Origin of the sequence: Escherichia sp. 93.0816 (assembly GCF_013368855.2) — a bacterium.
GTDB classification, from domain to species: Bacteria; Pseudomonadota; Gammaproteobacteria; order Enterobacterales; family Enterobacteriaceae; genus Escherichia; species Escherichia ruysiae.
In genome coordinates, this window is record NZ_JABWNC020000009.1 from 22,221 (window position 1) to 46,722 (window position 24,502).

Sequence of the window (24,502 nt, forward strand, 5' to 3'; positions counted from 1 at the left end):
AGAATAATGGCTACATCGACAGTAATTCCTGATGACATCAAAACGCTAAAATCCGATGTTAGTAAACTAAAAAACGATCAAGGAAGCTACGCAACAAAATCATATGTAGACAGCAAAGATGAAACCGTTGGTGACTGGTCTGCTTCATGGTATCAGCAGGTATTGCCAACTAGCGGAGCTATATTTGGGAGAAAACTCCGCTCAACTCACCGGACGGCAGGTGTTGAGGATGCGTATTGCGAACTATACCTCAAAAAATGGATAGACAGTCCAGGTAACGCAATGGCGCGCCTTAACCTGAACGATAACGGGACAAACATTTGCTGGGACTTTACCAACCTTTATGGCGGTACGATGATTTTTCCCGGTGACAGCGGATACCTCAAAATGGGTAACTGCCTTATGTCATACAGCAAGCGTGGAAGTAACGCGCTTATTAAATTTGATTACACCGACACATTACAGATCAAATATGCTAATCATGGGTCAACCATGACATTAAACACACAGGGAACCGCTCACGCTGGCGTAACAACTCGACTATGGGGCAATTCTAGCCGTCCGGTTGTTTATGAAGTTGGCGTAGATGAGGCTCTGTATATGTTCTACGCACAGAAAACTACCAGCAATACCTACGAATTAACGGTTAACGGCGCGTGCAATGCAAGTGCATTTAATCAAGGCTCTGACCGGGATCTGAAAGACAATATTCAGGTGATAGATAATGCAACCGACCGCATTCGTAAAATGAACGGCTATACATACACGCTTAAAGAAAACGGTATGCCTTACGCTGGTGTTATTGCACAAGAAACCCTGGAAGCCATCCCCGAAGCCGTAGGGTCTATGATGAAATATCCAGACGGCGGGAGTGGATTAGATGGAGAAGAAGGTGAACGGTATTACACTGTAGATTATTCTGGTGTTACTGGCTTGCTTGTTCAGGTAGCCAGAGAGTCAGACGACAGAATAACAGCACTGGAAGAAGAAAACGCAGAATTAAGACAAAGATTATCTGCAATTGAGGCGGCGCTTGCGTCTAAATAATATTAATGGGCCGAGCGCCCCGTTTTATTGGGTAGGATGAAAATGGATATAACACCTTTCCTTCATGCTCTTTGTGCTGTGGCTGCGCAGCTACTGATTGGTCTTTTTACCGGGAACTGGGCTTACGGAGCGATAGCCGGTTGTACGTTCTTCATTGCGCGTGAACACACCCAGGCAGAATATCGCTGGATTGAAATGTTCGGGCATGGCAAGCGTATGAATATGCCGTGGTGGGGCGGTTTTGATCCACGTGCATGGGATGTGGCAAGCCTGATGGATTTTGCTGTGCCGGTGGTGGCGTGTCTGCTGATCTGGATGTTGATCCGTTAAATATAAAAAGTAAAAAGCCGCAGTAACTTGTCATGATAGGATACTGCGGCTGGCTGGTTAACTTTCGATAGTGCGAGTATTGAATGATTTCCAGCCGTTACCGATTTTACGTGTTAATTAGTGAACAAACCACTCGTCAGCAGACTCCCAGGTATCTTTCAGAGTTTCCTGAACAAAAGTTTTAGCTGAATCTTTATCGGCGGTGCGCGTAACAGAAAGGCCATCGTTGCTGGTGGCTTTTACGATCACCTCTACATCGTCATAACGTTTACTGATGCGTCGGGTTAATTCTTCCTTTAACGCATCCACAGCACCGGTTGGCATTTTAGTCATTTTTTCTTTGGCTATGCAGATTTCAATACGCATAAAAGTCCCTCTATACTGTGTTTGTATACAGTGTTATTTTTAACTGTATGGATAAACAGTGTCAAGAGGTCTTATTTCTGCTCTTTTGGAGCTCTTCAAAACGATTATGTAAAGATTTCGGATACAGTTCGGTATATACCTGCCATAGCACGTTTAATGAACGATGCCCTGTAACTTGGGCGACTTCCTCAATACTAAAACCAGCCTCAAATAAGCGACTTGCCCCTTCTCTACGCAAATCATGGTATCGCAGATCTTTAATACCTAATTTGCTTCTTACCCTCTGAAATCCCGCAGTAACAGAAGTGCTGTTATATGGAAAAATGAATTCCGATTTTTGGGGCTGTCGTTGGACGATATCCCAGGCTTCCCCAAGCAAGGCTACTTTCATGTGGTTGCCTTCCTTTTTGCGTGGATCTTTCCTGTCTCTTACGAGTATAGATTTTTGTTCCTGGTCGAGATCTTCCCATCGTAACCGGCATACTTCTCCGATTCGCATACAGGACCACACAGAAAATTTGAGGATATCAACGAACGGAATTTTTGAGCATTTATGTGTAGATCGTTGTTGAAGACCTTCAATGAGCATGTCCAGTTCATCAGATGCCGGTCTACGATTACGACGGTTTGATTTACCAATCAAACCAAGTTTAAGTAGATATGGACGAGCACTTTTCGCCGGGTTTGATGTGTAATTAATTCCGTATACAGGTTTGGCCGCATCCAGAACACTGCCAAGATAACTAACATCGTGGCTGACTGTTGCTGGACCTGCACCAGCGTTGTTTCTTAGCCTACAATGTTCAATTACGTCATTTTCTGTCAGTTCGGATAGTTTGATCGCGGAGATGTCACTATCCATAAGCAGTTCCAGCACATATCTTTTAGTACGACCTGCTTTACCTCCGGCATTTGGGTCATTTAAATATTTGTGTAGTAAGTCACGGACTGTAAGTCCGTCAACTGCATTTGATGATGGAATGCCATATAGATCTAATTCCATCACTTTCTGTGTACCCCATGTTTTGGCATGGGCATGTTTAGGGAATGTTTTGCTTTCCCTGTAAGTGATAACACCTTTTTCTTTGATAATCACATTACAGCGATAGCGTGGTGTGCCATCGGATTTTAGTCGTTTCTCTATGTTATAGTACGCCATTACACGACCTCGTTATTTCGGGTTCCCATAAATCGTGGGAACCTGTGCGGGAACCTAACGCGAGAAAAATAGCCTGAAATGTTCAAAAATGCACGATAATCCTGAAACACAGAAAACTAATCAAACCAGCGCGATGCCTGAGAAAACTGGCGCTTACGGGAGTTCTCGGTTTAGCATTGCTCCTATGCTCGACTGGACGGACAGACACTGCCGTTATTTCCTGCGTCTGCTTTCCCGTAATACGCTTCTCTATACCGAAATGGTGACCACGGGGGCAATTATTCACGGTAAAGGTGATTACCTGGCGTACAGTGAAGAAGAGCATCCGGTGGCGTTGCAACTGGGTGGAAGCGATCCAGCGGCGCTGGCGCAGTGTGCGAAGCTGGCGGAAGCGCGCGGGTACGATGAAATCAACCTGAATGTCGGCTGCCCGTCTGACCGGGTACAGAACGGGATGTTTGGCGCGTGCCTGATGGGTAATGCACAACTGGTAGCCGACTGCGTGAAAGCGATGCGCGATGTAGTGTCGATTCCAGTCACGGTGAAAACGCGTATTGGTATTGACGACCAGGACAGCTATGAATTTCTTTGTGATTTCATCAACACCGTTTCCGGTAAAGGCGAATGTGAGATGTTTATCATCCACGCGCGTAAAGCCTGGCTTTCTGGTTTAAGCCCGAAAGAAAACCGCGAAATCCCGCCGCTCGATTACCCGCGCGTTTATCAACTGAAGCGTGACTTTCCGCATCTGACGATGTCGATTAACGGTGGCATCAAGTCGCTGGAAGAGGCTAAAGCGCATTTGCAACATATGGACGGTGTGATGGTCGGGCGCGAGGCGTACCAGAATCCGGGGATTCTGGCGGCGGTAGATCGAGAGATCTTTGGTTCCTCGGATACCGATGCCGATCCGGTGGCGGTGGTGCGTGCTATGTACCCATACATTGAGCGTGAGCTTAGCCAGGGGACATATCTCGGTCATATTACCCGGCATATGCTGGGTCTGTTCCAGGGTATTCCTGGTGCGCGGCAGTGGCGTCGTTATTTAAGTGAAAATGCCCATAAAGCGGGTGCTGACATTAACGTGCTGGAACATGCGCTCAAACTGGTGGCGGATAAGCGTTAATTTTTCACCACAAAGTAGTCAAATTCACTATGCCCTGCGCACCGTCGCGGGGCATATTTTTTGATAAATCATAACGTTAGGTTTTGGCATGATTCTTGTAATGGCTGCAAGAGATTTCATTTTTGGGAGAACATCATGCTGGAACTACTTTTTGTGATTGGCTTTTTTGTCATGTTGATGGTCACCGGCGTTTCGTTGCTGGGCATTATCGCCGCGCTGGTTGTGGCGACGGCCATTATGTTCCTCGGTGGTATGCTGGCGTTGATGATCAAGTTGCTGCCGTGGCTGCTATTGGCGATTGCAGTAGTGTGGGTAATAAAGGCGATTAAAGCACCAAAAGTGCCGAAATATCAGCGTTATGACCGCTGGCGTTACTAAGGGATTGTGCGGATGATCACAACCTAAGGTTTTATCCTTAGAACAAAATAGGAATTGATTATCAAATCTGTCACTATTGCGCTTCTAACAGATTCATCGTGCTGTACCCTACATACAGCCGAACTATAAAAGAAAGGGCTTCCCAGGTGGAAGCCCAATTTCTTTATGGGATCAGTAAGCTGGAACCCTGCGTCGCCCGGCTTTCCAGAATCTCATGCGCACGCCGCGCATCCTTCAACGGATATTTCTGCTGCTCTGCGACATCAACCTTAATCACGCCGCTGGCAATCAATGAAAACAGTTCGTTACTGGCTTCGGTTAACTCATCCCGCGTAGTGATATAGCCTTGCAGGGAAGGGCGTGTCACATACAGCGAGCCTTTCTGATTGAGAATGCCTAAGTTCACACCCGTCACCGCGCCTGATGAATTACCAAAACTGACCATTAACCCGCGACGTTGCAGGCAATCCAGCGACCGTTCCCAGGTATCTTTGCCTACGGAATCGTACACCACGCGCACTTTCTTGCCGTCGGTGATCTCTTTTAATCGCTCGACCAGATTTTCGTCGCGATAGTTAATTACCTGCCACGCTCCCGCTTTTAATGCACTTTGCGCTTTTTGCGCGCTGCCCACAGTGCCAATAAGTTTTGCCCCTAAGGCTTTTGCCCACTGGCAGGCAATTAAGCCCACGCCGCCAGCAGCCGCATGGAACAGGAACTGTTCGTCAGGTTTGATTTCATACGTTTTGCGCAGCAGATAATAAACCGTTAAGCCTTTCAGGAACGACGCGGCAGCTTGCTCAAAAGAGATCGCCGCTGGCAGAATTGCCGCTTTATCGGCATTGACGTTATGCACAGAACTGTAAGCCCCTAACGTTGACTGCGCATAAACCACACGATCGCCTGCTTTAATATGTTTCACGCCGCTGCCGACTTTGCTCACAATACCAGCCGCTTCGGTGCCTAATCCGCTGGGCAGCGATGGCGGCGGATAAAGGCCGCTGCGGATATACGTGTCGATAAAATTGATGCCAATGGCTTTATTTTCGACCTGGACTTCATTCTCTGCCGGATCGGCAGGAGTAAATTCCACGGTCTGAAGTACTTCCGGGCCACCGTGCTTGTGAAATTCAATTCGTGTTGCCATGTGTCCTCCAGAACGTATCGTCAGGGTCTGCTTCATATGGTAAAGTTTCGACCCATTCTTTATCTCGGTAACTCCATTCACTATGGCAGGAAATAAACCCTTCAACAAACAGCAGGCTGAACCCCGCGATCGCGATCCACAAGTTGCCGGGCTGAAAGTGCCTCCGCACTCGATCGAAGCGGAGCAGTCGGTGTTGGGCGGTTTAATGCTGGATAACGAACGCTGGGACGATGTGGCCGAGCGAGTGGTGGCAGATGATTTCTACACCCGTCCGCACCGCCATATCTTTACCGAAATGGCGCGTTTGCAGGAAAGCGGTAGCCCAATTGACCTGATCACCCTGGCGGAATCGCTGGAACGTCAGGGGCAACTTGATAGTGTTGGTGGTTTTGCTTATCTGGCGGAGCTGTCAAAAAATACGCCAAGTGCAGCGAACATCAGTGCCTATGCCGACATCGTGCGCGAACGTGCCGTTGTCCGCGAGATGATCTCTGTTGCGAATGAGATTGCCGAAGCCGGTTTTGATCCGCAAGGGCGCACCAGCGAAGACTTGCTCGACCTTGCTGAATCCCGCGTCTTTAAAATTGCCGAAAGCCGTGCCAATAAAGACGAAGGGCCGAAGAACATCGCCGATGTGCTCGACGCCACGGTGGCGCGTATTGAGCAGTTGTTTCAGCAGCCACACGATGGCGTTACCGGGGTAAATACCGGCTATGACGATCTCAACAAAAAAACCGCTGGCTTGCAGCCGTCGGATTTGATCATCGTCGCCGCGCGTCCGTCGATGGGTAAAACGACATTTGCTATGAACCTCGTCGAAAATGCGGCGATGTTGCAGGATAAACCAGTATTGATCTTCTCGCTGGAGATGCCATCGGAACAGATTATGATGCGTTCTCTGGCATCGTTGTCGCGAGTTGACCAGACCAAAATTCGTACCGGGCAACTGGATGATGAAGACTGGGCGCGCATTTCCGGCACGATGGGCATTTTGCTCGAAAAACGAAATATCTACATTGATGACTCCTCCGGCCTGACGCCAACGGAAGTGCGCTCCCGCGCACGCCGTATTGCCCGAGAACACGGTGGCATCGGACTCATCATGATCGACTACCTGCAATTGATGCGCGTACCGGCGCTTTCAGACAACCGTACGCTGGAAATTGCAGAAATCTCTCGCTCGCTAAAAGCCCTGGCGAAAGAACTGAATGTGCCGGTGGTGGCGCTGTCTCAGTTGAACCGTTCTCTGGAACAACGTGCCGACAAACGCCCGGTCAACTCCGACCTGCGTGAATCCGGTTCCATCGAGCAGGATGCGGACTTGATCATGTTTATCTATCGTGATGAGGTTTATCACGAAAACAGTGACTTAAAAGGCATCGCGGAAATTATTATCGGTAAACAACGTAACGGCCCAATCGGGACGGTACGCCTGACCTTTAACGGTCAATGGTCGCGTTTCGACAACTACGCGGGACCACAGTACGACGACGAATAATAATTATTTTATGAATTAGGTAATTAAAGCAAACACTTATCAAGGAACACAAATGCAAGCGGCAACTGTTGTGATTAACCGCCGCGCTCTGCGACACAACCTGCAACGTCTGCGTGAACTGGCACCTGCCAGTAAACTGGTTGCGGTGGTGAAAGCGAACGCCTACGGTCACGGTCTGATTGAGACCGCGCGAACGCTCCCCGATGCCGACGCCTTTGGCGTTGCCCGTCTCGAAGAAGCCCTGCGGCTTAGGGCGGGGGGCATCACGCAACCTATTTTGTTACTGGAAGGCTTTTTTGAAGCTGACGATCTGCCGACGATCTCCGCTGAACATCTGCATACCGCCGTGCATAACGAAGAACAGCTTGCTGCTCTGGAAGAGGCCAATCTGGAGGAGCCAGTTACCGTCTGGATGAAACTCGACACCGGTATGCACCGGCTGGGCGTGTTACCGGAACAAGCTGAGGCGTTTTATCAACGTCTTACGCAATGTAAAAACGTCCGTCAGCCGGTGAATATTGTCAGCCACTTTGCTCGTGCCGATGAGCCAAAATGCGGCGCGACTGAGAAACAACTCGATATCTTCAATACCTTTTGCGAAGGCAGACCTGGCAAGCGTTCAATCGCCGCATCGGGCGGAATTTTGTTATGGCCGCAGTCGCATTTTGATTGGGTGCGCCCAGGCATCATTCTTTATGGTGTATCACCGCTGGAAGATGGCTCCACCGGTGCTGATTTCGGTTGCCAGCCAGTGATGTCACTGACCTCCAGCCTGATTGCCGTGCGTGAGCATAAAGCAGGTGAACCGGTGGGCTATGGCGGCACCTGGATTAGCGAGCGCGATACCCGCCTTGGCGTGGTGGCGATGGGCTATGGCGATGGCTACCCGCGCGCCGCGCCGTCCGGTACGCCAGTGCTGGTGAACGGCCGCGAAGTGCCGATTGTTGGGCGAGTCGCGATGGATATGATCTGCGTAGATTTAGGTCCACAGGCGCAGGATAAAGCCGGGGATCAGGTCATTTTATGGGGCGAAGGTCTGCCCGTAGAACGTATCGCAGAAATGACGAAAGTGAGTGCTTACGAACTTATCACGCGCCTGACGTCAAGGGTGGCGATGAAGTACGTGGATTAATCGTTCTGCAATATTTGATTGTCTGTGCCGGATGCGGTGTGAAAACCTTATCCGGCCTGCAAAGCTATGTAAATTCAATAAATTGATACACTCTTGTCGTTCGTACCTCTGAAGGTTTTGCGTTTTTTATCAGCCTCGCTGCGTTATTAATTGCCGCTCATTGCTAAACATCCTCTCGATCTTCCCCATCTTCCGGTTTATTGTGTTTTAACCACCTGCCCGTAAACCTGGAGAACCATCGCGTGTTTCAAAAAGTTGACGCCTACGCTGGCGACCCGATTCTTTCGCTTATGGAGCGTTTTAAAGAAGACCCTCGCAGCGACAAAGTGAATTTGAGTATCGGTCTGTACTACAACGAAGACGGGATTATTCCGCAATTAAAAGCCGTCGCAGAAGCGCAAGCGCGCCTGAATGCGCAGCCGCAAGGCGCTTCACTTTATCTGCCGATGGAAGGGCTTAACAGCTATCGTCATGCTATTGCACCACTGCTGTTTGGCACTAATCATCCGGTGTTACAACAACAGCGCGTGGCGACTATTCAAACGCTTGGCGGTTCAGGGGCATTGAAAGTGGGGGCTGACTTCCTGAAACGCTACTTCCCGGATTCAGGTGTGTGGGTCAGCGATCCCACCTGGGAAAACCACGTAGCAATATTCGCCGGGGCTGGATTCGAAGTGAGCACTTACCCCTGGTATGATGAAACGACCAACGGTGTGCGCTTTGACGATCTGTTGGCGACGCTGAAAACATTGCCCGCCCGCAGTATTGTGCTGCTGCATCCGTGCTGTCATAACCCAACGGGCGCCGATCTCACTAATGACCAGTGGGATGCGGTGATTGAAATCCTCAAAACACGCGACTTAATCCCGTTCCTTGATATCGCCTATCAGGGATTTGGTGCCGGTATGGATGAAGATGCCTACGCCATTCGCGCCATTGCCAGTGCCGGATTACCTGCACTGGTAAGCAATTCATTCTCGAAAATTTTCTCCCTGTACGGCGAGCGTGTCGGCGGTCTTTCGGTGGTGTGTGAAGATGCTGAAGCCGCAGGTCGCGTGCTGGGGCAACTGAAAGCTACTGTGCGCCGTATTTACTCCAGCCCGCCGAATTTTGGTGCACAGGTAGTGGCAACGGTGCTGAACGATGAGGCGTTGAAAGCCAGTTGGCTGGCGGAAGTAGAAGAAATGCGGACCCGTATTCTGGCAATGCGGCAGCAACTGGTACAGGTGTTGAGCACTGAGATGCCGGAGCGCAATTTTGATTACCTGCTTAAGCAACGCGGCATGTTCAGCTATACCGGCTTAAGCGCCGCCCAGGTCGATCGCCTGCGCGAGGAGTTTGGCGTTTACCTGATCGCCAGCGGTCGTATGTGTGTTGCCGGGCTTAACTCTGCGAACGTGCAGCGCGTTGCAAAGGCGTTTGCTGCCGTGATGTAAGGTTAACCAGCAGGCGGTTGAAAAGCCGCCTGCTCTATTATAAATAAGGGGGGCTATGTATTATCCAGGCAAATAGTACGAAGGAGATGAAGACTTATTTCTTATAAAAGTGAATCAAATAGGCGTTTTATTTCCGAACATTTTTATACTATGGAAATATATTAAGTTATTAAATAGTCACAACACACGGGCTGGTCTCATGTGATCCTTCTCCCTTTCTTCACAAAAGCCGCAGATAATCCTTCCTTTCCCTTGCTGCTGGCGTTATGGTCAGATGGCTTTTTCAACAAACTTCATAATAAAAAGTTTCAACTTACTGACTATTTAGGGAAAAATATGCGCAAGATCACACAGGCATTGAGTGCCGTTTGCTTATTGTTCGCTCTAAACAGTTCTGCTGTTGCGTTGGCCTCTTCACCTTCACCGCTTAATCCCGGCACTAATGTTGCCAGACTCGCTGAACAGGCACCTGTCCATTGGGTATCAGTCGCACAAATTGAAAATAGCCTTGCCGGTCGCCCACCGATGGCGGTTGGATTTGATATCGATGATACCGTTTTGTTTTCCAGCCCCGGATTCTGGCGCGGCAAGAAAATATTCTCACCAGAAAGCGAAGATTATCTGAAAAACCCAGCATTCTGGGAAAAGATGAACAACGGTTGGGATGAATTCAGCATTCCAAAAGAGGTCGCACGTCAGCTAATTGATATACATGTCCGCCGTGGCGATACCATCTTTTTTGTGACTGGCCGTAGCCCAACGAAAACAGAAACGGTTTCGAAAACATTAGCCGATGATTTCCACATTCCGGCAAGCAGTATGAATCCGGTAATTTTTGCGGGTGATAAACCGGGACAAAACACGAAAACGCAGTGGTTGCAGGATAAAAATATCCGAATGTTTTATGGCGATTCCGATAATGATATGACTGCCGCGCGTGATGTCGGCATTCGTGGTATCCGTATTCTGCGTGCCTCCAACTCTACCTACAAACCCTTGCCACAAGCGGGTGCTTTTGGTGAAGAGGTGATCGTTAATTCAGAATACTGATAGTGCGGGGGAGTGTTTCACTCTCCCAAATGCTGTTTTTTTAATCACACCTTTATCCTTTCGCTGTCTTGCTGCAAACTGAATAAGAGAGTTTTATCAAGGAGCAGCACATGTGGTATCAAAAGACGCTCACGCTTAGCGCCAAATCTCGTGGGTTTCATCTGGTAACGGATGAAATTCTGAATCAACTGGCTGATATGCCGCGTGTTAATGTCGGTTTACTGCACCTGTTGCTGCAACACACTTCCGCCTCTCTGACACTTAATGAGAATTGCGACCCCACGGTACGCCAGGACATGGAACGTTTTTTCCTCCGCACTGTTCCCGATAACGGAAACTATGAGCATGATTATGAAGGGGCAGACGATATGCCTTCACATATCAAATCTTCCATGCTGGGAGTATCGCTTGTTTTGCCAGTGCATAAAGGACGTATTCAGACCGGCACCTGGCAGGGTATCTGGCTGGGGGAACATCGTGTCCACGGCGGATCGCGTCGCATCATCGCGACACTACAAGGGGAGTAAAAAATGACCATATCGGAGTTGCTACAATATTGCATGGCAAAACCTGGTGCTGAACAGAGCGTTCACAGCGACTGGAAAGCGACGCAAATCAAAGTGGAAGATGTGCTGTTTGCGATGGTGAAAGAAGTGGAAAATCGCCCGGCAGTTTCGCTGAAAACCAGCCCGGAACTGGCAGATCTTCTGCGTCAGCAGCACAGCGATGTACGTCCCAGCCGACATCTGAATAAAGCGCACTGGAGTACCGTATATCTCGACGGATCGTTGCCGGATTCGCAAATCTATTATCTGGTCGATGCGTCGTATCAGCAGGCGGTGAATTTGCTGCCGGAAGAAAAACGTAAATTGCTGGTGCAACTCTGAAAGGAAAAGACCGTTCAGAAAGCGGCCTGATATTGCTGAAAAACTGGCTTAAAAGTCAAAAGCGGCACGGTTTTCCCCCTCGCCCTTTTAGGGAGAGGGCCGGGGTGAGGGTAAATAATCACGCCAGTGCTGGTCTGTTCCCCTCACCCTAACCCTCTCCCCGGAGGGGCGAGGGGACTGTCCGAGCTTTGTCATCAGTCTGAGGCCGCTCAGAAAGCGGCCTTTGTGATTACAGCATTGGCTTGAGGAAGCGCGCTGTATGCGAAGCTTCGCACTCTGCGACGGTTTCTGGCGTGCCGGAGACGAGGATTTCGCCGCCACCGCTACCGCCTTCCGGGCCAAGATCGACAATCCAGTCGGCGGTTTTAATCACGTCGAGATTGTGCTCAATCACCACAATGGTATTGCCCTGATCGCGCAGTTTATGCAGCACGTCGAGCAGTTGCTGAATATCGGCAAAGTGCAGACCGGTGGTCGGCTCATCGAGAATATACAGCGTCTGCCCGGTGCCGCGTTTTGACAGCTCACGCGCCAGCTTCACGCGCTGGGCTTCACCACCGGAAAGCGTGGTGGCGGACTGCCCGAGGCGGATGTACGTCAGGCCAACATCCATCAGCGTTTGCAGTTTACGCGCCAGCGCCGGTACGGCATCAAAGAATTCACGCGCCTCTTCGATGGTCATATCCAGCACTTCGTGGATGGTTTTGCCTTTGTACTTTATCTCCAGCGTTTCGCGGTTATAGCGTTTACCTTTGCACTGGTCGCACGGTACGTAAATATCCGGCAGGAAGTGCATTTCAACTTTGATCACGCCATCGCCCTGACAGGCCTCGCAGCGCCCGCCACGGACGTTAAAGCTGAACCGTCCTGGCGTATAACCGCGCGCGCGGGATTCCGGTACGCCCGCAAACAGTTCGCGCACAGGCGTAAACACGCCGGTATAGGTCGCCGGGTTGGAACGCGGAGTACGACCAATTGGGCTTTGGTCGATATCAATAACTTTATCGAAATGCTCCAGCCCCTGAATATCGCGATAGGGTGCCGGTTCGGCGATAGTCGCGCCGTTCAACTGGCGTTGGGCAATCGGGAACAGTGTGTCGTTAATCAGCGTCGATTTACCGGAACCTGAAACCCCTGTAATGCAAGTAAACAGACCCACCGGCAGCGTTAGCGTCACATCTTTCAGGTTGTTGCCGCGTGCGCCCGTCAGTTTCAGCACTTTTTCCGGATTTGCCGGAACGCGTTTCTTCGGTACTTCAATCTTGCGTTTACCGCTCATGTACTGCCCGGTCAACGATTCTGGCACTGCCATAATCGCTTCCAGCGGCCCTTCCGCGACCACTTCACCACCGTGAACACCTGCGCCCGGACCGATGTCGATAACGTGGTCAGCGGCGCGAATCGCATCTTCGTCGTGCTCCACTACAATCACGGTATTACCGAGATCGCGCAGGTGGATAAGCGTACCCAGCAGGCGCTCGTTATCGCGCTGGTGCAGGCCGATAGACGGCTCATCCAGCACATACATAACGCCAACCAGCCCTGCGCCAATCTGGCTCGCCAGACGGATACGCTGGGCTTCGCCGCCGGAAAGTGTCTCTGCCGAGCGGGAAAGTGTCAGATAATTCAGCCCAACGTTAACGAGGAATTTCAGGCGGTCGCCAATCTCTTTGAGGATTTTTTCTGCAATCTTCGCCCGTTGTCCGGCGAGTTTAAGATTGTTGAAGAACTCCATCGCATGACCGATGCTCATGTCGGAGATTGCAGGCAGCGGCGTATTCTCGACATAAACATGGCGCGCTTCACGGCGCAGACGCGTCCCTTCACAACTGGCGCACGGGCGATTGCTGATAAATTTGGCTAACTCTTCACGTACCGCGCTGGATTCCGTCTCTTTATAACGGCGCTCCATATTGTGCAGCACGCCTTCGAACGGATGACGACGAATAGAGGTATCGCCGCGATCGTTCATGTATTTAAATTCGATATTTTCTTTGCCAGAACCGTACAGCACCACTTTATGCACGTTTGCGCTCAGGCTGCCCCACGGCGCTTCGACGTCGAACTTATAGTGATCTGCCAGTGATTTCAGCATCTGGAAATAATAGAAGTTGCGGCGATCCCAGCCACGGATCGCACCGCCAGCCAGCGACAGTTCCGGATTCTGGATCACGCGATCGGGATCGAAATATTGCTGTACGCCGAGGCCGTCACAGGTCGGGCAGGCACCCGCCGGGTTATTAAACGAGAACAGGCGTGGTTCCAGTTCGCGCATACTGTAGCCGCAAATCGGGCAGGCGAAGTTCGCGGAGAACAGCAGTTCTTCCGCTTTGGGATTGTCCATATCCGCAACAACCGCTGTACCGCCGGAAAGCTCCAGTGCGGTTTCAAACGATTCAGCCAGACGCTGGGTCAGATCGTCACGCACCTTGAAGCGATCGATAACCACTTCAATGGTGTGTTTCTTTTGCAGTTCCAGTTTGGGCGGATCGGAAAGATCGCAGACTTCGCCATCAATGCGCGCGCGGATGTAACCCTGACTCGCCAGATTCTCCAGCGTTTTAGTGTGTTCGCCTTTGCGCTCTTTGATGATGGGCGCGAGTAGCATCAGACGTTTACCTTCAGGCTGCGAAAGCACGTTATCCACCATCTGGCTGACGGTTTGCGCCGCCAGCGGAACGTCGTGATCCGGGCAGCGCGGCTCGCCGACGCGAGCGTACAGCAGACGCAAATAGTCGTGGATTTCAGTGATGGTCCCCACTGTGGAACGCGGGTTATGAGACGTCGATTTCTGTTCAATTGAGATGGCGGGAGAAAGCCCCTCAATATGATCGACATCCGGTTTTTCCATCAGTGACAGAAACTGCCGCGCGTAGGCGGAAAGGGATTCAACGTAACGACGCTGCCCTTCGGCATATAAGGTGTCGAAAGCGAGCGAGGATTTGCCAGAACCCGAAAGCCCGGTGACGACAATCAGTTTGTCGCGGGGGATAACGAGGTTGATATTCTTGAGATTATGGGTGCGGGCGCCCCGAACTTCGATCTTATCCATTCACCTTTCCCGGATTAAACACTTTTTTGCCCGGCGGCATGGCGCTACCGGCGATCACAAACGGTTAATTATGACACAAATCGACCTGAATGAATATACAGTATTGGAATGCAAAACCCGGAGTGCTGTGTAACAATGTCGGGCCATGTTTGTTTACCGGAACCGAGGTCACATCGTGGTAAAACCGCTATTGGTAATGCTACAATCGCGCGTTTACACTTATTAGAACGTTTTTTTCAGGAGACACGACATGGCCAGCAGAGGCGTAAATAAGGTTATTCTCGTTGGTAATCTGGGCCAGGACCCGGAAGTACGCTATATGCCAAATGGTGGCGCAGTTGCCAACATTACGCTGGCTACTTCCGAATCCTGGCGTGATAAAGCGACCGGCGAGATGAAAGAGCAGACTGAATGGCACCGTGTTGTGCTGTTCGGCAAACTGGCGGAAGTTGCCAGCGAATATCTGCGTAAAGGTTCTCAGGTTTATATCGAAGGTCAGCTGCGTACCCGCAAATGGACTGACCAATCCGGTCAGGATCGCTACACCACAGAAGTGGTGGTGAACGTTGGCGGCACCATGCAGATGCTGGGTGGTCGCCAGGGCGGCGGCGCACCGGCAGGCGGTAACGTCGGTGGCGGTCAGCCGCAGGGCGGTTGGGGTCAGCCTCAGCAGCCGCAGGGTGGCAATCAGTTCAGCGGCGGTGCGCAGTCTCGCCCGCAGCAGTCCGCTCCGGCAGCGCCGTCTAACGAGCCGCCGATGGATTTCGATGACGACATTCCGTTCTGATTTGTCATTAAAACAATAGGTTATATTGTTTTAAGGTGGATGATTAAAGCATCCGCCAGCCATAAAAAAGAAGCCTCCGTTATGGAGGCTTCTGCATATCAGGTCAAAATCATCGGCCACTGTGGTGGAGTTTGATTCATCCCTTCCACCATCACCGACTCAATGTTGTGCCAGATGGCGGTAATATCGGTCATTGTGATGCCAAGCAACCCCATTGCAAACCAACAGGCGGAAACCACGCCCAGACCGCTACTGATCACTGCCAGCCCGACATAATCAGAGCGCCGAAAACGGATGTTGAGCGTGCTGGCCAGAAACATCAATACGGCGCTAAGAAGCTGCCAGCGAAGAAGAACCACGCCAGTGGTGAGGGTAGCCATCAAACATTTCCTCTGAAAATTACCAAGCCCTGGATAGCGCGGCATTACTCACGGGAAGCATGGTACACTCTGGCTATCGCGGGACTTTCAGAACATAAAATGAAACACTTAGTTTGTTTCATAAATTTTTGTGAACTATATCACAATTGCTCGTTTGTTAGCCAGATTATGCAGCTACTTTTATTGCTGCACTAATTATGTGGTTTTTCAGTGAAATCGAGACAATGCACAATAAAGAAATATTGTAACTTCCTGCCTGACCTGCATTTTTTCAACAAAGCCCTTTTGATATCAGCGAGTTATTTTCATTTAAACAAAGATTATAAAGGTATCAATTTCAAATCAGGCAAAAGTGCTATTTATACCGTAAGATTTATCTAACGTCGTCGGTAGTCAGGGTTTTCACCTTGCAATGACCAGGTATAACCAGGCAGGGAATTGATAGAAATGAGTCATAGTGTGCGACACAAATTGCTGGCGTTGCCGGGTATTATCTTTGTAGTCCTCCTTCCCATCATTCTGTCGCTATGGATTGCCTTTCTTTGGGCTAAAGCGGAAGCGAATAATCAACTTCGTGCTTTTGCCCTGTTGGCACTGGAGAAATCCGAGCTGGTCATTCGCCAGGCAGATTTAGCAAGCGACGATGCGGAACGCTATCAGGGACAAATTTGTACTCCCACTCATCAACAACAAATGCTGAATATTATCCGTGGTTACCTTTATATCAACGAATTGATCTATGCCCACGATAACCTTTTTTTATGCTCAACATTAATGGCTCCCGTTAACGGCTATACGATGCCGCCAGCGAACTATAAGCGTGAGCCTAATGTCTCAATCTATTATTATCGCGACACTCCTTTTTTTGCCGGTTATAAAATGACTTATATGCAGCGAGGAAACTATGTCGCGGTAATTAACCCTTTATTCTGGAGCGAGGTGATGTCTGACGATCCAACGCTGCAATGGGGGGTATATGATACGGTGACGAAAACCTTTTTCTCTTTAAGCAAACAAGCCTCAGCAGAAAAATTTTCACCATTGATTCATCAAAGGGAAATAACCGTACAGCATAACGGTTATTTATATGCGATAGTCCATTCAACAAAACGTCCCATTGCAGCTATCGTTGCAACCTCAACTCAGCGCATTTTGTCACATTTTTATAATCACCTTGTATTTGCCTTACCGGCAGGCATTATGGGCAGCCTGGTGCTGCTTTTACTCTGGCTGCGTATAAACCAGAAGTACCAGTCACCTAAGCGTAAATTGCAACGTGCCCTCGAAAAACGGCAGCTTTGTCTCTATTACCAACCGATTATTGATATTAAAACGAATAAATGTATTGGCGCTGAGGCATTGCTACGCTGGCCGGGGAATCAGGGACAGGTAATGACGCCAGCAGAGTTTATTCCGCTGGCGGAACAAGAGGGGCTAATTGCGCAGGTGACAGATTATGTTATTAATATGGTGTTTGACGATCTCGGTTCCTGGCTGGAAAAACACCCTGAATTATCTACTTCAATTAATTTGTCTGCCTCCGATTTTCATACTTCAAGGGTGATTGCCTTAACTAATCAAAAAATAGAGCAATTCACGGTGCGTCCGCAGCAAATTAAATTTGAAGTCACTGAACATGCATTTCTTGATGTTGCCAAAATGACGCCGATTATTCTGGCTTTCCGTCAGGCTGGTTACGAAGTGGCGATCGATGACTTTGGTATTGGCTACTCCAACCTGCATAACCTTAACTCATTGAATATTGATATCCTGAAAATCGATAAATCGTTTGTTGAGACGTTGACCACGCATAAAACCAGCCATTTGATTGCGGAACACATCATCGAACTGGCACACAGTCTGGGTCTAAAAACGATTGCAGAAGGGGTGGAAACTGAGGATCAGGTCAACTGGCTGCGCAAACGCGGCGTGCGCTATTGTCAGGGCTGGTACTTTGCAAAGGCGATGCCGCCGCAGGTTTTTATGGCATGGGCAGAGCAATTACCCGCGCATGACGCCATGCGCGGGCAGTAACCCTAGATCCGGTGGCGGTAATCGCTGGGAGTGCGATCAAATTGCCGACGGAAAACGCGGGAAAAGGTCTGCTGTGAAACGTAACCCAGATCCATCGCGATATCAAAAATAGGGCGCTCGGTGGTGCGCAGTTCAACGGCAGCCAATAGCAGGCGGCGTTGACGAATGTAATCGCCAAGCGTCTGATGCGTCACTGTGCGGAACATCCGCTGTAAATACCACTTTGAATAACCTGATTTTTTCGCCACCACATCAATGTTCAGCGGCTGGTCGATATGCTCGTCAATCCATGCGATAAGATCCTGAATAATTTTCTGATGGGACATAAATCTGCCTCTTTTCAGTGTTCAGTTCGTTAATTCATCTGTTGGGGAGTATAATTCCTCAAGTTAACTTGAGGTAAAGCGATTTATGGAAAAGAAATTACCCCGCATTAAAGCCTTGCTTACTCCAGGCGAAGTGGCGAAACGCAGCGGCGTGGCGGTATCGGCGCTGCACTTCTATGAAAGCAAAGGATTGATTACCAGTATCCGCAATAGCGGTAATCAGCGGCGATATAAGCGTGATGTGTTGCGATATGTCGCAATTATCAAAATTGCTCAACGCATTGGTATTCCGCTGGCGACCATTGGTGAAGCGTTTGGTGTGTTGCCCGAAGGGCATACGTTAAGTGCGAAAGAGTGGAAACAGCTATCTTCGCAATGGCGAGAAGAACTGGATCGGCGCATTCATACATTAGTCGCGCTGCGTGATGAACTGGACGGTTGCATTGGCTGCGGCTGCCTTTCGCGTAGCGACTGCCCGTTGCGTAACCCGGGCGACCGCTTAGGGGAAGAAGGCACCGGCGCACGCTTGCTGGAAGATGAACAAAACTAAAGCGCCACAAGGGCGCTTTAGTTTGTTTTCCGGTCTTTGTCTTTCACTCTATCCCGCTGGTACACGGGAGGGTTTCCCCCGACGTCAACACACCTCATTCGAGCACGTGGTGGAGGTTCCGGTTAGTGTTGATACTTTAATTGTATGTCACCGCTGTTTCTTCGCCAGTGCAAAGTGCTCCTTTTTAGCCGCAATATTTTTGTCATCTTGCGTGATTTTTTACCGCGAACCTTCGCCACAAGTTGCCTACAAATGCCGTAATTTTGCGCATCAACGATAACGTTTGCGCATCAATTGCCTGGTTTTTCATCGTCAACACAAGAAAAGGGAAAAAAGCAGCAAACTTCGGTTGAAAAAGCCGCTATGATCGCCGGATAATCGTTTGCTTTTTTTTACCACCCGTTTTGTATGCGCGGAGCTAAACGTTTGCTTTTTTGCGACGCCCCAGATTGTCGCAAACCTGAAGCAGGAAGATAACGTTTCGCTGGCAGGGGATTGTCCGCCACGCATCTTGACGAAAAATAAACTCTCAGGGGATGTTTTCTTATGTCTACGCCATCAGCGCGTACCGGCGGTTCACTCGACGCCTGGTTTAAAATTTCACAACGTGGAAGCACTGTCCGTCAGGAAGTGGTTGCCGGGTTAACAACGTTTCTGGCGATGGTCTACTCGGTTATCGTCGTTCCAGGCATGTTGGGTAAAGCGGGCTTCCCGCCAGCGGCAGTTTTTGTTGCGACTTGTCTGGTTGCCGGGATTGGCTCTATCGCGATGGGGTTATGGGCCAATCTGCCGTTGGCTATCGGCTGCGCCATCTCTCTGACGGCGTTTACCGCATTCAGCCTGGTGCTCGGGCAACATATTAGCGTACCTGTTGCGCTGGGTGCCGTGTTCCTGATGGGTGTGCTGTTTACGGTAATTTCCGCAACAGGTATCCGTAGCTGGATTTTGCGCAACTTACCGCACGGCGTGGCGCACGGCACGGGGATTGGTATCGGTCTGTTCCTGCTGCTGATTGCCGCTAATGGTGTCGGTCTGGTGATTAAAAACCCGCTCGATGGTTTGCCCGTTGCGCTGGGTGATTTCGCCACCTTCCCGGTGATTATGTCGCTGGTAGGTCTGGCGGTGATTATCGGCCTGGAAAAACTGAAAGTACCAGGCGGTATCCTGTTAACCATTATCGGCATCTCGATTGTGGGTCTGCTCTTTGATCCTAACGTCCACTTCTCTGGCGTTTTCGCCATGCCTTCATTGAGCGATGAGAACGGTAATTCGCTAATTGGTAGCCTGGATATTATGGGGGCGCTGAACCCTGTAGTCCTGCCGAGCGTACTGGCGCTGGTGATGACTGCTGTTTTCGATGCCACCGGAACCATCCGTGCGGTAGCCGGTCAGGCGAACCTGCTGGATAAAGACGGGCAGATTATCGACGGCGGCAAAGCTCTGACCACCGACTCCCTGAGCAGCGTTTTCTCTGGCCTGGTCGGTGCGGCTCCGGCTGCGGTGTACATTGAGTCTGCGGCGGGTACAGCGGCGGGCGGTAAAACCGGTCTGACGGCAATCACAGTTGGCGTGCTGTTCCTGCTGATTCTGTTCCTCTCTCCGCTCTCTTACCTCGTTCCGGGTTACGCAACAGCTCCGGCGCTGATGTACGTTGGCCTGTTGATGTTGAGCAACGTGGCGAAAATCGACTTTGCTGATTTCGTCGATGCAATGGCGGGTCTGGTAACGGCAGTATTCATCGTGCTGACCTGTAATATCGTAACTGGCATCATGATCGGCTTCGCGACCCTGGTGATTGGTCGTCTGGTTTCTGGCGAATGGCGTAAGCTGAACATCGGTACGGTCGTTATCGCCGTGGCGCTGGTCACCTTCTATGCTGGAGGCTGGGCAATCTAAGCTTAATAAGATTCTGAAAACGGGTGGCAATGGCTGCCCGTTTTTATTTTCTCCGTACATTGTGTGAGCTTTTGCGATATTCTGAAAAACTGAGAGTCCGGGCATAACGCCTTTCTCAAATCATAAAAAACATTGCAAACAGGGAACGCATGGAAATCTTCTTCACCATACTGATAATGACCCTTGTGGTCTCGCTGTCCGGGGTGGTCACTCGTGTCATGCCCTTTCAGATCCCGCTTCCGCTTATGCAAATCGCCATCGGTGCGCTACTGGCGTGGCCGACGTTTGGTTTGCATGTGGAGTTTGATCCTGAACTCTTTTTAGTCTTGTTTATCCCGCCGTTGCTGTTTGCTGATGGCTGGAAAACACCAACCCGCGAATTTCTCGAACATGGTCGGGAAATATTCGGCCTCGCGCTGGCGCTGGTGGTGGTCACCGTGGTCGGCATTGGCTTCCTTATTTACTGGGTGGTGCCGGGTATCCCGCTGATACCCGCCTTTGCGCTGGCGGCGGTGCTCTCTCCGACCGATGCCGTGGCGCTCTCCGGGATTGTTGGCGAAGGGCGCATTCCGAAAAAAATCATGGGCATTTTGCAGGGCGAAGCGTTGATGAATGACGCCTCCGGCCTGGTGTCGCTGAAGTTTGCCGTGGCAGTTGCGATGGGGACGATGATCTTCACCGTTGGCGGCGCGACGGTTGAATTTATGAAAGTGGCCATTGGCGGTATTCTCGCCGGTTTTGCGGTGAGCTGGCTGTATGGTCGCTCGTTGCGTTTCCTCAGCCGCTGGGGCGGTGATGAACCCGCGACGCAGATCGTATTGCTGTTCCTGCTGCCGTTTGCCTCTTATCTGATTGCTGAACATATTGGCGTTTCCGGCATCCTCGCAGCAGTTGCCGCCGGGATGACCATCACCCGTTCCGGCGTGATGCGCCGTGCGCCGCTGGCGATGCGACTGCGCGCGAACAGTACCTGGGCGATGCTGGAATTTGTCTTTAACGGCATGGTGTTCTTGCTGCTGGGCCTGCAACTGCCAGGGATTCTGGAAACGTCGCTGGTTGCGGCGGAAATTGACCCTAACGTCGAAATCTGGATGCTGTTTACCGACATCATCTTGATTTATGCGGCGCTAATGTTGGTGCGTTTTGGCTGGCTGTGGACGATGAAAAAGTTCAGCAACCGTTTCCTGAAGAAGAAGCCGATGGAGTTTGGTTCGTGGACGACACGAGAAATTCTGATCGCGTCTTTCGCTGGGGTGCGCGGGGCAATCACTCTTGCTGGTGTGCTCTCTATTCCTCTGCTGTTGCCGGATGGAAATGTCTTCCCAGCGCGCTATGAACTGGTGTTCCTGGCGGCTGGTGTCATTCTCTTTTCGCTGTTTGTCGGCGTAGTGATGCTGCCTGTTCTGCTGCAACACATTGAAGTCGCGGACCATTCGCAACAGTTGAAAGAGGAGCGAATCGCGCGCGCGGCAACCGCTGAAGTGGCGATTGTGGCGATCCAGAAAATGGAGGAGCGTCTGGCGGCGGACACCGAAGAGAATATCGACAACCAGTTGCTCACTGAAGTCAGCTCTCGCGTCATTGGTAATCTGCGCCGTCGCGCCGATGGTCGCAACGACGTCGAAAGTTCGGTTCAGGAAGAGAACCTGGAGCGTCGCTTCCGTCTGGCGGCGCTGCGTTCTGAACGCGCTGAACTCTACCACCTGCGCGCCACGCGGGAGATCAGCAACGAAACGCTGCAAAAATTACTGCACGATCTCGATTTGCTGGAAGCGTTGTTGATTGAGGAAAATCAATAATCTGCATGGTTGGCGGGTGAGCCCGCCAACCTGTCTTACTCTGGCGTTAACCAGTATCCTTCACAACAGGTCAGCCACGCCTGGGCACAGTGGGAAAGGTAAACGCCCTCACGCCAAATCATTCCTAATTTCCAGCGTAGTTCGCTTTCCAGCGGCAGCCATTTTAAGGTGTTTTTATCTAATCGCTGGCAAATGGGTTCCGGCAAAATGGCTATTCCGACACCGGCCTGAACCATCGCGGCGAGAAAATCCCATTGCCCGCTGCGAACCGCAATCCTCGGCTTAACGCCATGTTCATCGAATAACGCCATCAATTGCTTACTTAAGGCAAAGTCTTCGTTATAGATAAGTAGAGGATGTTCCGCCAGTGTCTCTGGTGAGACGGCATCACGCTCAAGCCATTTACCTGAACGCGGCGCCAGCACACAAAGCGGATGACTAAACAGCGATAACGTTGTCAGGCCACTTTCTTCTACTGGCAGGGCGGTCAGAGCCATATCCAGTTCGCCGTTCATTACCGCTTGTTGTACCGTCAGACCACCAAACTCTGAAATCTTCAGTTCCACGCCGGGGTAACGCTGGCGGAACAGCCCCACAGGTCCAGCCATTAACATGCCAACCATTGGCGGAATTCCCAGCCGCAATATGCCTTTATTGAGTTGGTTTATATCATCCAGCTCGGCCTCCAGTTGCCGAAACTCAGCAAGAATTGCCAGTGCACGCTCAAAAACGACGCGACCAGTATCAGTGAGAAGCAGCCGACGACCATCGCGGATCAACAATATACAGTTCAGCTCATCTTCGAGATTCTTCAGCATTTTGCTGATGGTGGGCTGGGTCACAAACAGCTTCTCCGCTGCGCGGGTGAAGCTCTGCTGGCGCACCACTTCGACAAAATAACGCAGCGTTCTGATATCCATAACTATTCCCTTTGACTATACCTGCAATGATTTTAATTCATTTCAGTAGCGGCATGAGGCTCTCTATACTTAACGTTCTGTTTTATTTTCAGGATATCCCCTCATGTCCGTGGCGCTTCGCCGCATTACCCCTGCCGTTGTGCAATCTATGCAGGTATTTGTGCAGGTTGTGCTGTATGCAGGTTTATTTATTTTTGCGCAATATCTCGTCTCCTGGCTGCATTTGCCGCTACCCGCCAATCTGGTGGGGATGATCCTGATGCTGGCGCTGATTGTTTGCCGCATTATTCCTCTGCAATGGGTACGTGCCGGGGCGCGCTGGTTACTGGCTGAAATGCTGCTGTTTTTTGTCCCTGCCGTGGTGGCGGTGGTGAACTATGCACAACTATTGCTGGTGGATGGCTGGCGTATTTTTGCGGTGATCGCGTTGAGCACAGTGATGGTACTGGGCACGACCGCCTGGGTAGTGGAAAAAGTCTATCGCTATGAAATGCGCAGGTTAAACCGTGACTAATTTTCAGCTAAGTATGCTCTGCCTGGCGATTACGCTGGTTATCTATTTTCTTAACAAACGCCTTTATCGCCGCTTTCGTAAACTGCCGTTGATGCCTCTGGTGCTGACGCCTGCACTACTGGTTATGCTGCTGGTTTTCGGCAATATTTCCTGGCAAAACTATATTGGCGAAGCGCACTGGCTACTATGGTTATTAGGCCCGGCAACCATCGCCTTTGCTGTGCCGGTGTATGACAATCGGGCGATCATTAAACGTCACTGGATGTCGCTGACGGCGGGCGTACTGACGGCAACGGTGGTGGCAGTGACCAGCTCGGTGTGGCTGGCACGATTATTTACCCTGCCGGATGAGATCCAGCGTAGCCTGGCGGTGCGTTCGGTCACTACGCCATTCGCTCTGGCAGCGAGCCAGTCGCTCGGCGGACAGCCCGATCTGGTGGCGTTGTTTGTTGTGGTCACCGGCGTATTTGGTATGGCGATTGGCGACGTGCTGTTTTTACGTCTCTCTATTCGCGAAGGGATGGCGAAAGGCGCCGGATTTGGCGCGGCGTCTCATGGTGCCGGGACTGCGCGGTCGTATGAACTGGGTCAACAAGAGGGCGTGGTTGCCAGTCTGGTCATGATGCTTTCTGGCGTATTGATGGTACTGGTGTCGCCGCTGGTGGCCTGGATGATGTTCTGAAGAAAT

General features: G+C 50.7%; 24 protein-coding genes and 1 pseudogene. 18 read left to right on the forward strand and 7 right to left on the reverse strand.

All coding sequences use genetic code 11. The features are described 5' to 3' along the window. Positions 1 to 6 precede the first annotated feature (6 nt). The 3 genes and pseudogenes from HEM79_RS11770 to HEM79_RS22635 all read left to right on the forward strand — a co-directional run. On the forward strand, positions 7 to 1,047 hold the full coding sequence (locus HEM79_RS11770; protein WP_115768167.1) for a tail fiber domain-containing protein: 1,041 nt from the start codon (positions 7 to 9) through the stop codon (positions 1,045 to 1,047). 42 nt (positions 1,048 to 1,089) lie between these two features. Then, entirely contained in the window at positions 1,090 to 1,377 is a 288-nt protein-coding gene (locus HEM79_RS11775; RefSeq protein WP_021568063.1) for a hypothetical protein, read from the forward strand. A 40-nt stretch (positions 1,378 to 1,417) separates the two neighbouring features. Next, positions 1,418 to 1,498, forward strand: a pseudogene (locus HEM79_RS22635) (capsid protein); the annotation flags it as partial. On the opposite strand, the gene HEM79_RS11780 reads toward HEM79_RS22635, so the two are convergent. Both HEM79_RS11780 and HEM79_RS11785 read right to left on the reverse strand, forming a co-directional pair. Continuing rightward, a complete protein-coding gene (locus HEM79_RS11780; protein WP_001217553.1) occupies positions 1,495 to 1,743 on the reverse strand; it encodes a DinI-like family protein in 249 nt (82 codons plus the stop codon). The pseudogene HEM79_RS22635 and the gene HEM79_RS11780 overlap by 4 nt on opposite strands. Positions 1,744 to 1,804: 61 nt before the next feature. Then, positions 1,805 to 2,902, reverse strand: a complete 1,098-nt coding sequence (locus HEM79_RS11785; RefSeq protein ID WP_000332274.1) for a tyrosine-type recombinase/integrase — start codon at positions 2,900 to 2,902, stop codon at positions 1,805 to 1,807. A gap of 88 nt (positions 2,903 to 2,990) precedes the next feature. Between HEM79_RS11785 and dusA the strand changes: the two genes are divergently transcribed. Then, positions 2,991 to 4,028 carry a tRNA dihydrouridine(20/20a) synthase DusA gene (gene dusA / locus HEM79_RS11790; RefSeq protein ID WP_001528313.1) on the forward strand — a complete coding sequence of 346 codons (1,038 nt, stop codon included), beginning with the start codon at positions 2,991 to 2,993 and terminating at the stop codon, positions 4,026 to 4,028. A gap of 135 nt (positions 4,029 to 4,163) precedes the next feature. Then, positions 4,164 to 4,406 (forward strand): envelope stress response protein PspG, encoded by a 243-nt coding sequence (pspG, locus tag HEM79_RS11795; RefSeq protein ID WP_000891404.1) that lies wholly within the window; start codon positions 4,164 to 4,166, stop codon positions 4,404 to 4,406. Positions 4,407 to 4,569: 163 nt separating this feature from the next. Here pspG and HEM79_RS11800 read toward each other — a convergent pair whose 3' ends face one another. After that, on the reverse strand, positions 4,570 to 5,553 hold the full coding sequence (locus tag HEM79_RS11800; protein WP_000235547.1) for a quinone oxidoreductase: 984 nt from the start codon (positions 5,551 to 5,553) through the stop codon (positions 4,570 to 4,572). An 82-nt stretch (positions 5,554 to 5,635) separates the two neighbouring features. Between HEM79_RS11800 and dnaB the strand changes: the two genes are divergently transcribed. From dnaB to HEM79_RS11830, 6 genes are all read left to right on the forward strand, one after another. Beyond that, positions 5,636 to 7,051 (forward strand): replicative DNA helicase, encoded by a 1,416-nt coding sequence (dnaB, locus tag HEM79_RS11805; RefSeq protein WP_000918355.1) that lies wholly within the window; start codon positions 5,636 to 5,638, stop codon positions 7,049 to 7,051. A 52-nt stretch (positions 7,052 to 7,103) separates the two neighbouring features. Continuing rightward, positions 7,104 to 8,183, forward strand: a complete 1,080-nt coding sequence (gene alr / locus HEM79_RS11810; RefSeq protein ID WP_001147290.1) for an alanine racemase — start codon at positions 7,104 to 7,106, stop codon at positions 8,181 to 8,183. Positions 8,184 to 8,425: 242 nt separating this feature from the next. Continuing rightward, complete coding sequence (gene tyrB, locus HEM79_RS11815; RefSeq protein ID WP_176243096.1) at positions 8,426 to 9,619, forward strand: aromatic amino acid transaminase; 1,194 nt, start codon at positions 8,426 to 8,428, stop codon at positions 9,617 to 9,619. A gap of 336 nt (positions 9,620 to 9,955) precedes the next feature. After that, positions 9,956 to 10,669, forward strand: coding sequence for an acid phosphatase AphA (gene aphA / locus HEM79_RS11820; RefSeq protein WP_010344812.1), 714 nt, complete (start codon positions 9,956 to 9,958; stop codon positions 10,667 to 10,669). A 110-nt stretch (positions 10,670 to 10,779) separates the two neighbouring features. Continuing rightward, positions 10,780 to 11,196 carry a secondary thiamine-phosphate synthase enzyme YjbQ gene (locus HEM79_RS11825; protein WP_000270381.1) on the forward strand — a complete coding sequence of 139 codons (417 nt, stop codon included), beginning with the start codon at positions 10,780 to 10,782 and terminating at the stop codon, positions 11,194 to 11,196. A gap of 3 nt (positions 11,197 to 11,199) precedes the next feature. Further along, on the forward strand, positions 11,200 to 11,556 hold the full coding sequence (locus tag HEM79_RS11830) for an MmcQ/YjbR family DNA-binding protein (protein ID WP_000155671.1): 357 nt from the start codon (positions 11,200 to 11,202) through the stop codon (positions 11,554 to 11,556). A gap of 229 nt (positions 11,557 to 11,785) precedes the next feature. Here the strand turns inward: HEM79_RS11830 and uvrA are convergent, their stop codons facing one another. After that, positions 11,786 to 14,608, reverse strand: a complete 2,823-nt coding sequence (gene uvrA, locus HEM79_RS11835) for an excinuclease ABC subunit UvrA (protein ID WP_016159880.1) — start codon at positions 14,606 to 14,608, stop codon at positions 11,786 to 11,788. A gap of 250 nt (positions 14,609 to 14,858) precedes the next feature. On the opposite strand from uvrA, the gene ssb1 reads away from it, so the two are divergent. Beyond that, on the forward strand, positions 14,859 to 15,395 hold the full coding sequence (gene ssb1, locus HEM79_RS11840; protein ID WP_000168309.1) for a single-stranded DNA-binding protein SSB1: 537 nt from the start codon (positions 14,859 to 14,861) through the stop codon (positions 15,393 to 15,395). A gap of 98 nt (positions 15,396 to 15,493) precedes the next feature. Here ssb1 and HEM79_RS11845 read toward each other — a convergent pair whose 3' ends face one another. Further along, positions 15,494 to 15,775 carry a YjcB family protein gene (locus HEM79_RS11845; protein WP_176243095.1) on the reverse strand — a complete coding sequence of 94 codons (282 nt, stop codon included), beginning with the start codon at positions 15,773 to 15,775 and terminating at the stop codon, positions 15,494 to 15,496. A 447-nt stretch (positions 15,776 to 16,222) separates the two neighbouring features. Between HEM79_RS11845 and HEM79_RS11850 the strand changes: the two genes are divergently transcribed. Next, positions 16,223 to 17,809, forward strand: coding sequence for an EAL domain-containing protein (locus HEM79_RS11850; RefSeq protein ID WP_176243094.1), 1,587 nt, complete (start codon positions 16,223 to 16,225; stop codon positions 17,807 to 17,809). 2 nt (positions 17,810 to 17,811) lie between these two features. On the opposite strand, the gene soxS is transcribed toward HEM79_RS11850, so the two are convergent. Next, positions 17,812 to 18,135 carry a superoxide response transcriptional regulator SoxS gene (gene soxS / locus HEM79_RS11855; protein ID WP_000019357.1) on the reverse strand — a complete coding sequence of 108 codons (324 nt, stop codon included), beginning with the start codon at positions 18,133 to 18,135 and terminating at the stop codon, positions 17,812 to 17,814. An 85-nt stretch (positions 18,136 to 18,220) separates the two neighbouring features. Here soxS and soxR point away from each other — a divergent pair, with 85 nt between their 5' ends. The 3 genes from soxR to HEM79_RS11870 all read left to right on the forward strand — a co-directional run bounded on the left by soxR (position 18,221) and on the right by HEM79_RS11870 (position 22,380). Continuing rightward, positions 18,221 to 18,685 (forward strand): redox-sensitive transcriptional activator SoxR, encoded by a 465-nt coding sequence (gene soxR, locus HEM79_RS11860; RefSeq protein ID WP_000412428.1) that lies wholly within the window; start codon positions 18,221 to 18,223, stop codon positions 18,683 to 18,685. A 546-nt stretch (positions 18,686 to 19,231) separates the two neighbouring features. Continuing rightward, positions 19,232 to 20,581: a guanine/hypoxanthine transporter GhxP gene (gene ghxP, locus HEM79_RS11865; protein WP_000106865.1), complete on the forward strand. Its 1,350-nt coding sequence runs from the start codon at positions 19,232 to 19,234 to the stop codon at positions 20,579 to 20,581. A gap of 149 nt (positions 20,582 to 20,730) precedes the next feature. Further along, entirely contained in the window at positions 20,731 to 22,380 is a 1,650-nt protein-coding gene (locus tag HEM79_RS11870) for a Na+/H+ antiporter (protein WP_000402198.1), read from the forward strand. Positions 22,381 to 22,415: 35 nt separating this feature from the next. On the opposite strand, the gene HEM79_RS11875 is transcribed toward HEM79_RS11870, so the two are convergent. Then, on the reverse strand, positions 22,416 to 23,300 hold the full coding sequence (locus HEM79_RS11875) for a LysR family transcriptional regulator (protein WP_000354951.1): 885 nt from the start codon (positions 23,298 to 23,300) through the stop codon (positions 22,416 to 22,418). Positions 23,301 to 23,403: 103 nt separating this feature from the next. On the opposite strand from HEM79_RS11875, the gene HEM79_RS11880 reads away from it, so the two are divergent. Further along, positions 23,404 to 23,814: a CidA/LrgA family protein gene (locus HEM79_RS11880; protein ID WP_000109438.1), complete on the forward strand. Its 411-nt coding sequence runs from the start codon at positions 23,404 to 23,406 to the stop codon at positions 23,812 to 23,814. Further along, entirely contained in the window at positions 23,807 to 24,496 is a 690-nt protein-coding gene (locus HEM79_RS11885) for an LrgB family protein (RefSeq protein ID WP_000181101.1), read from the forward strand. Before HEM79_RS11880 ends, HEM79_RS11885 begins: the two co-directional genes overlap by 8 nt. Positions 24,497 to 24,502 lie beyond the last annotated feature (6 nt).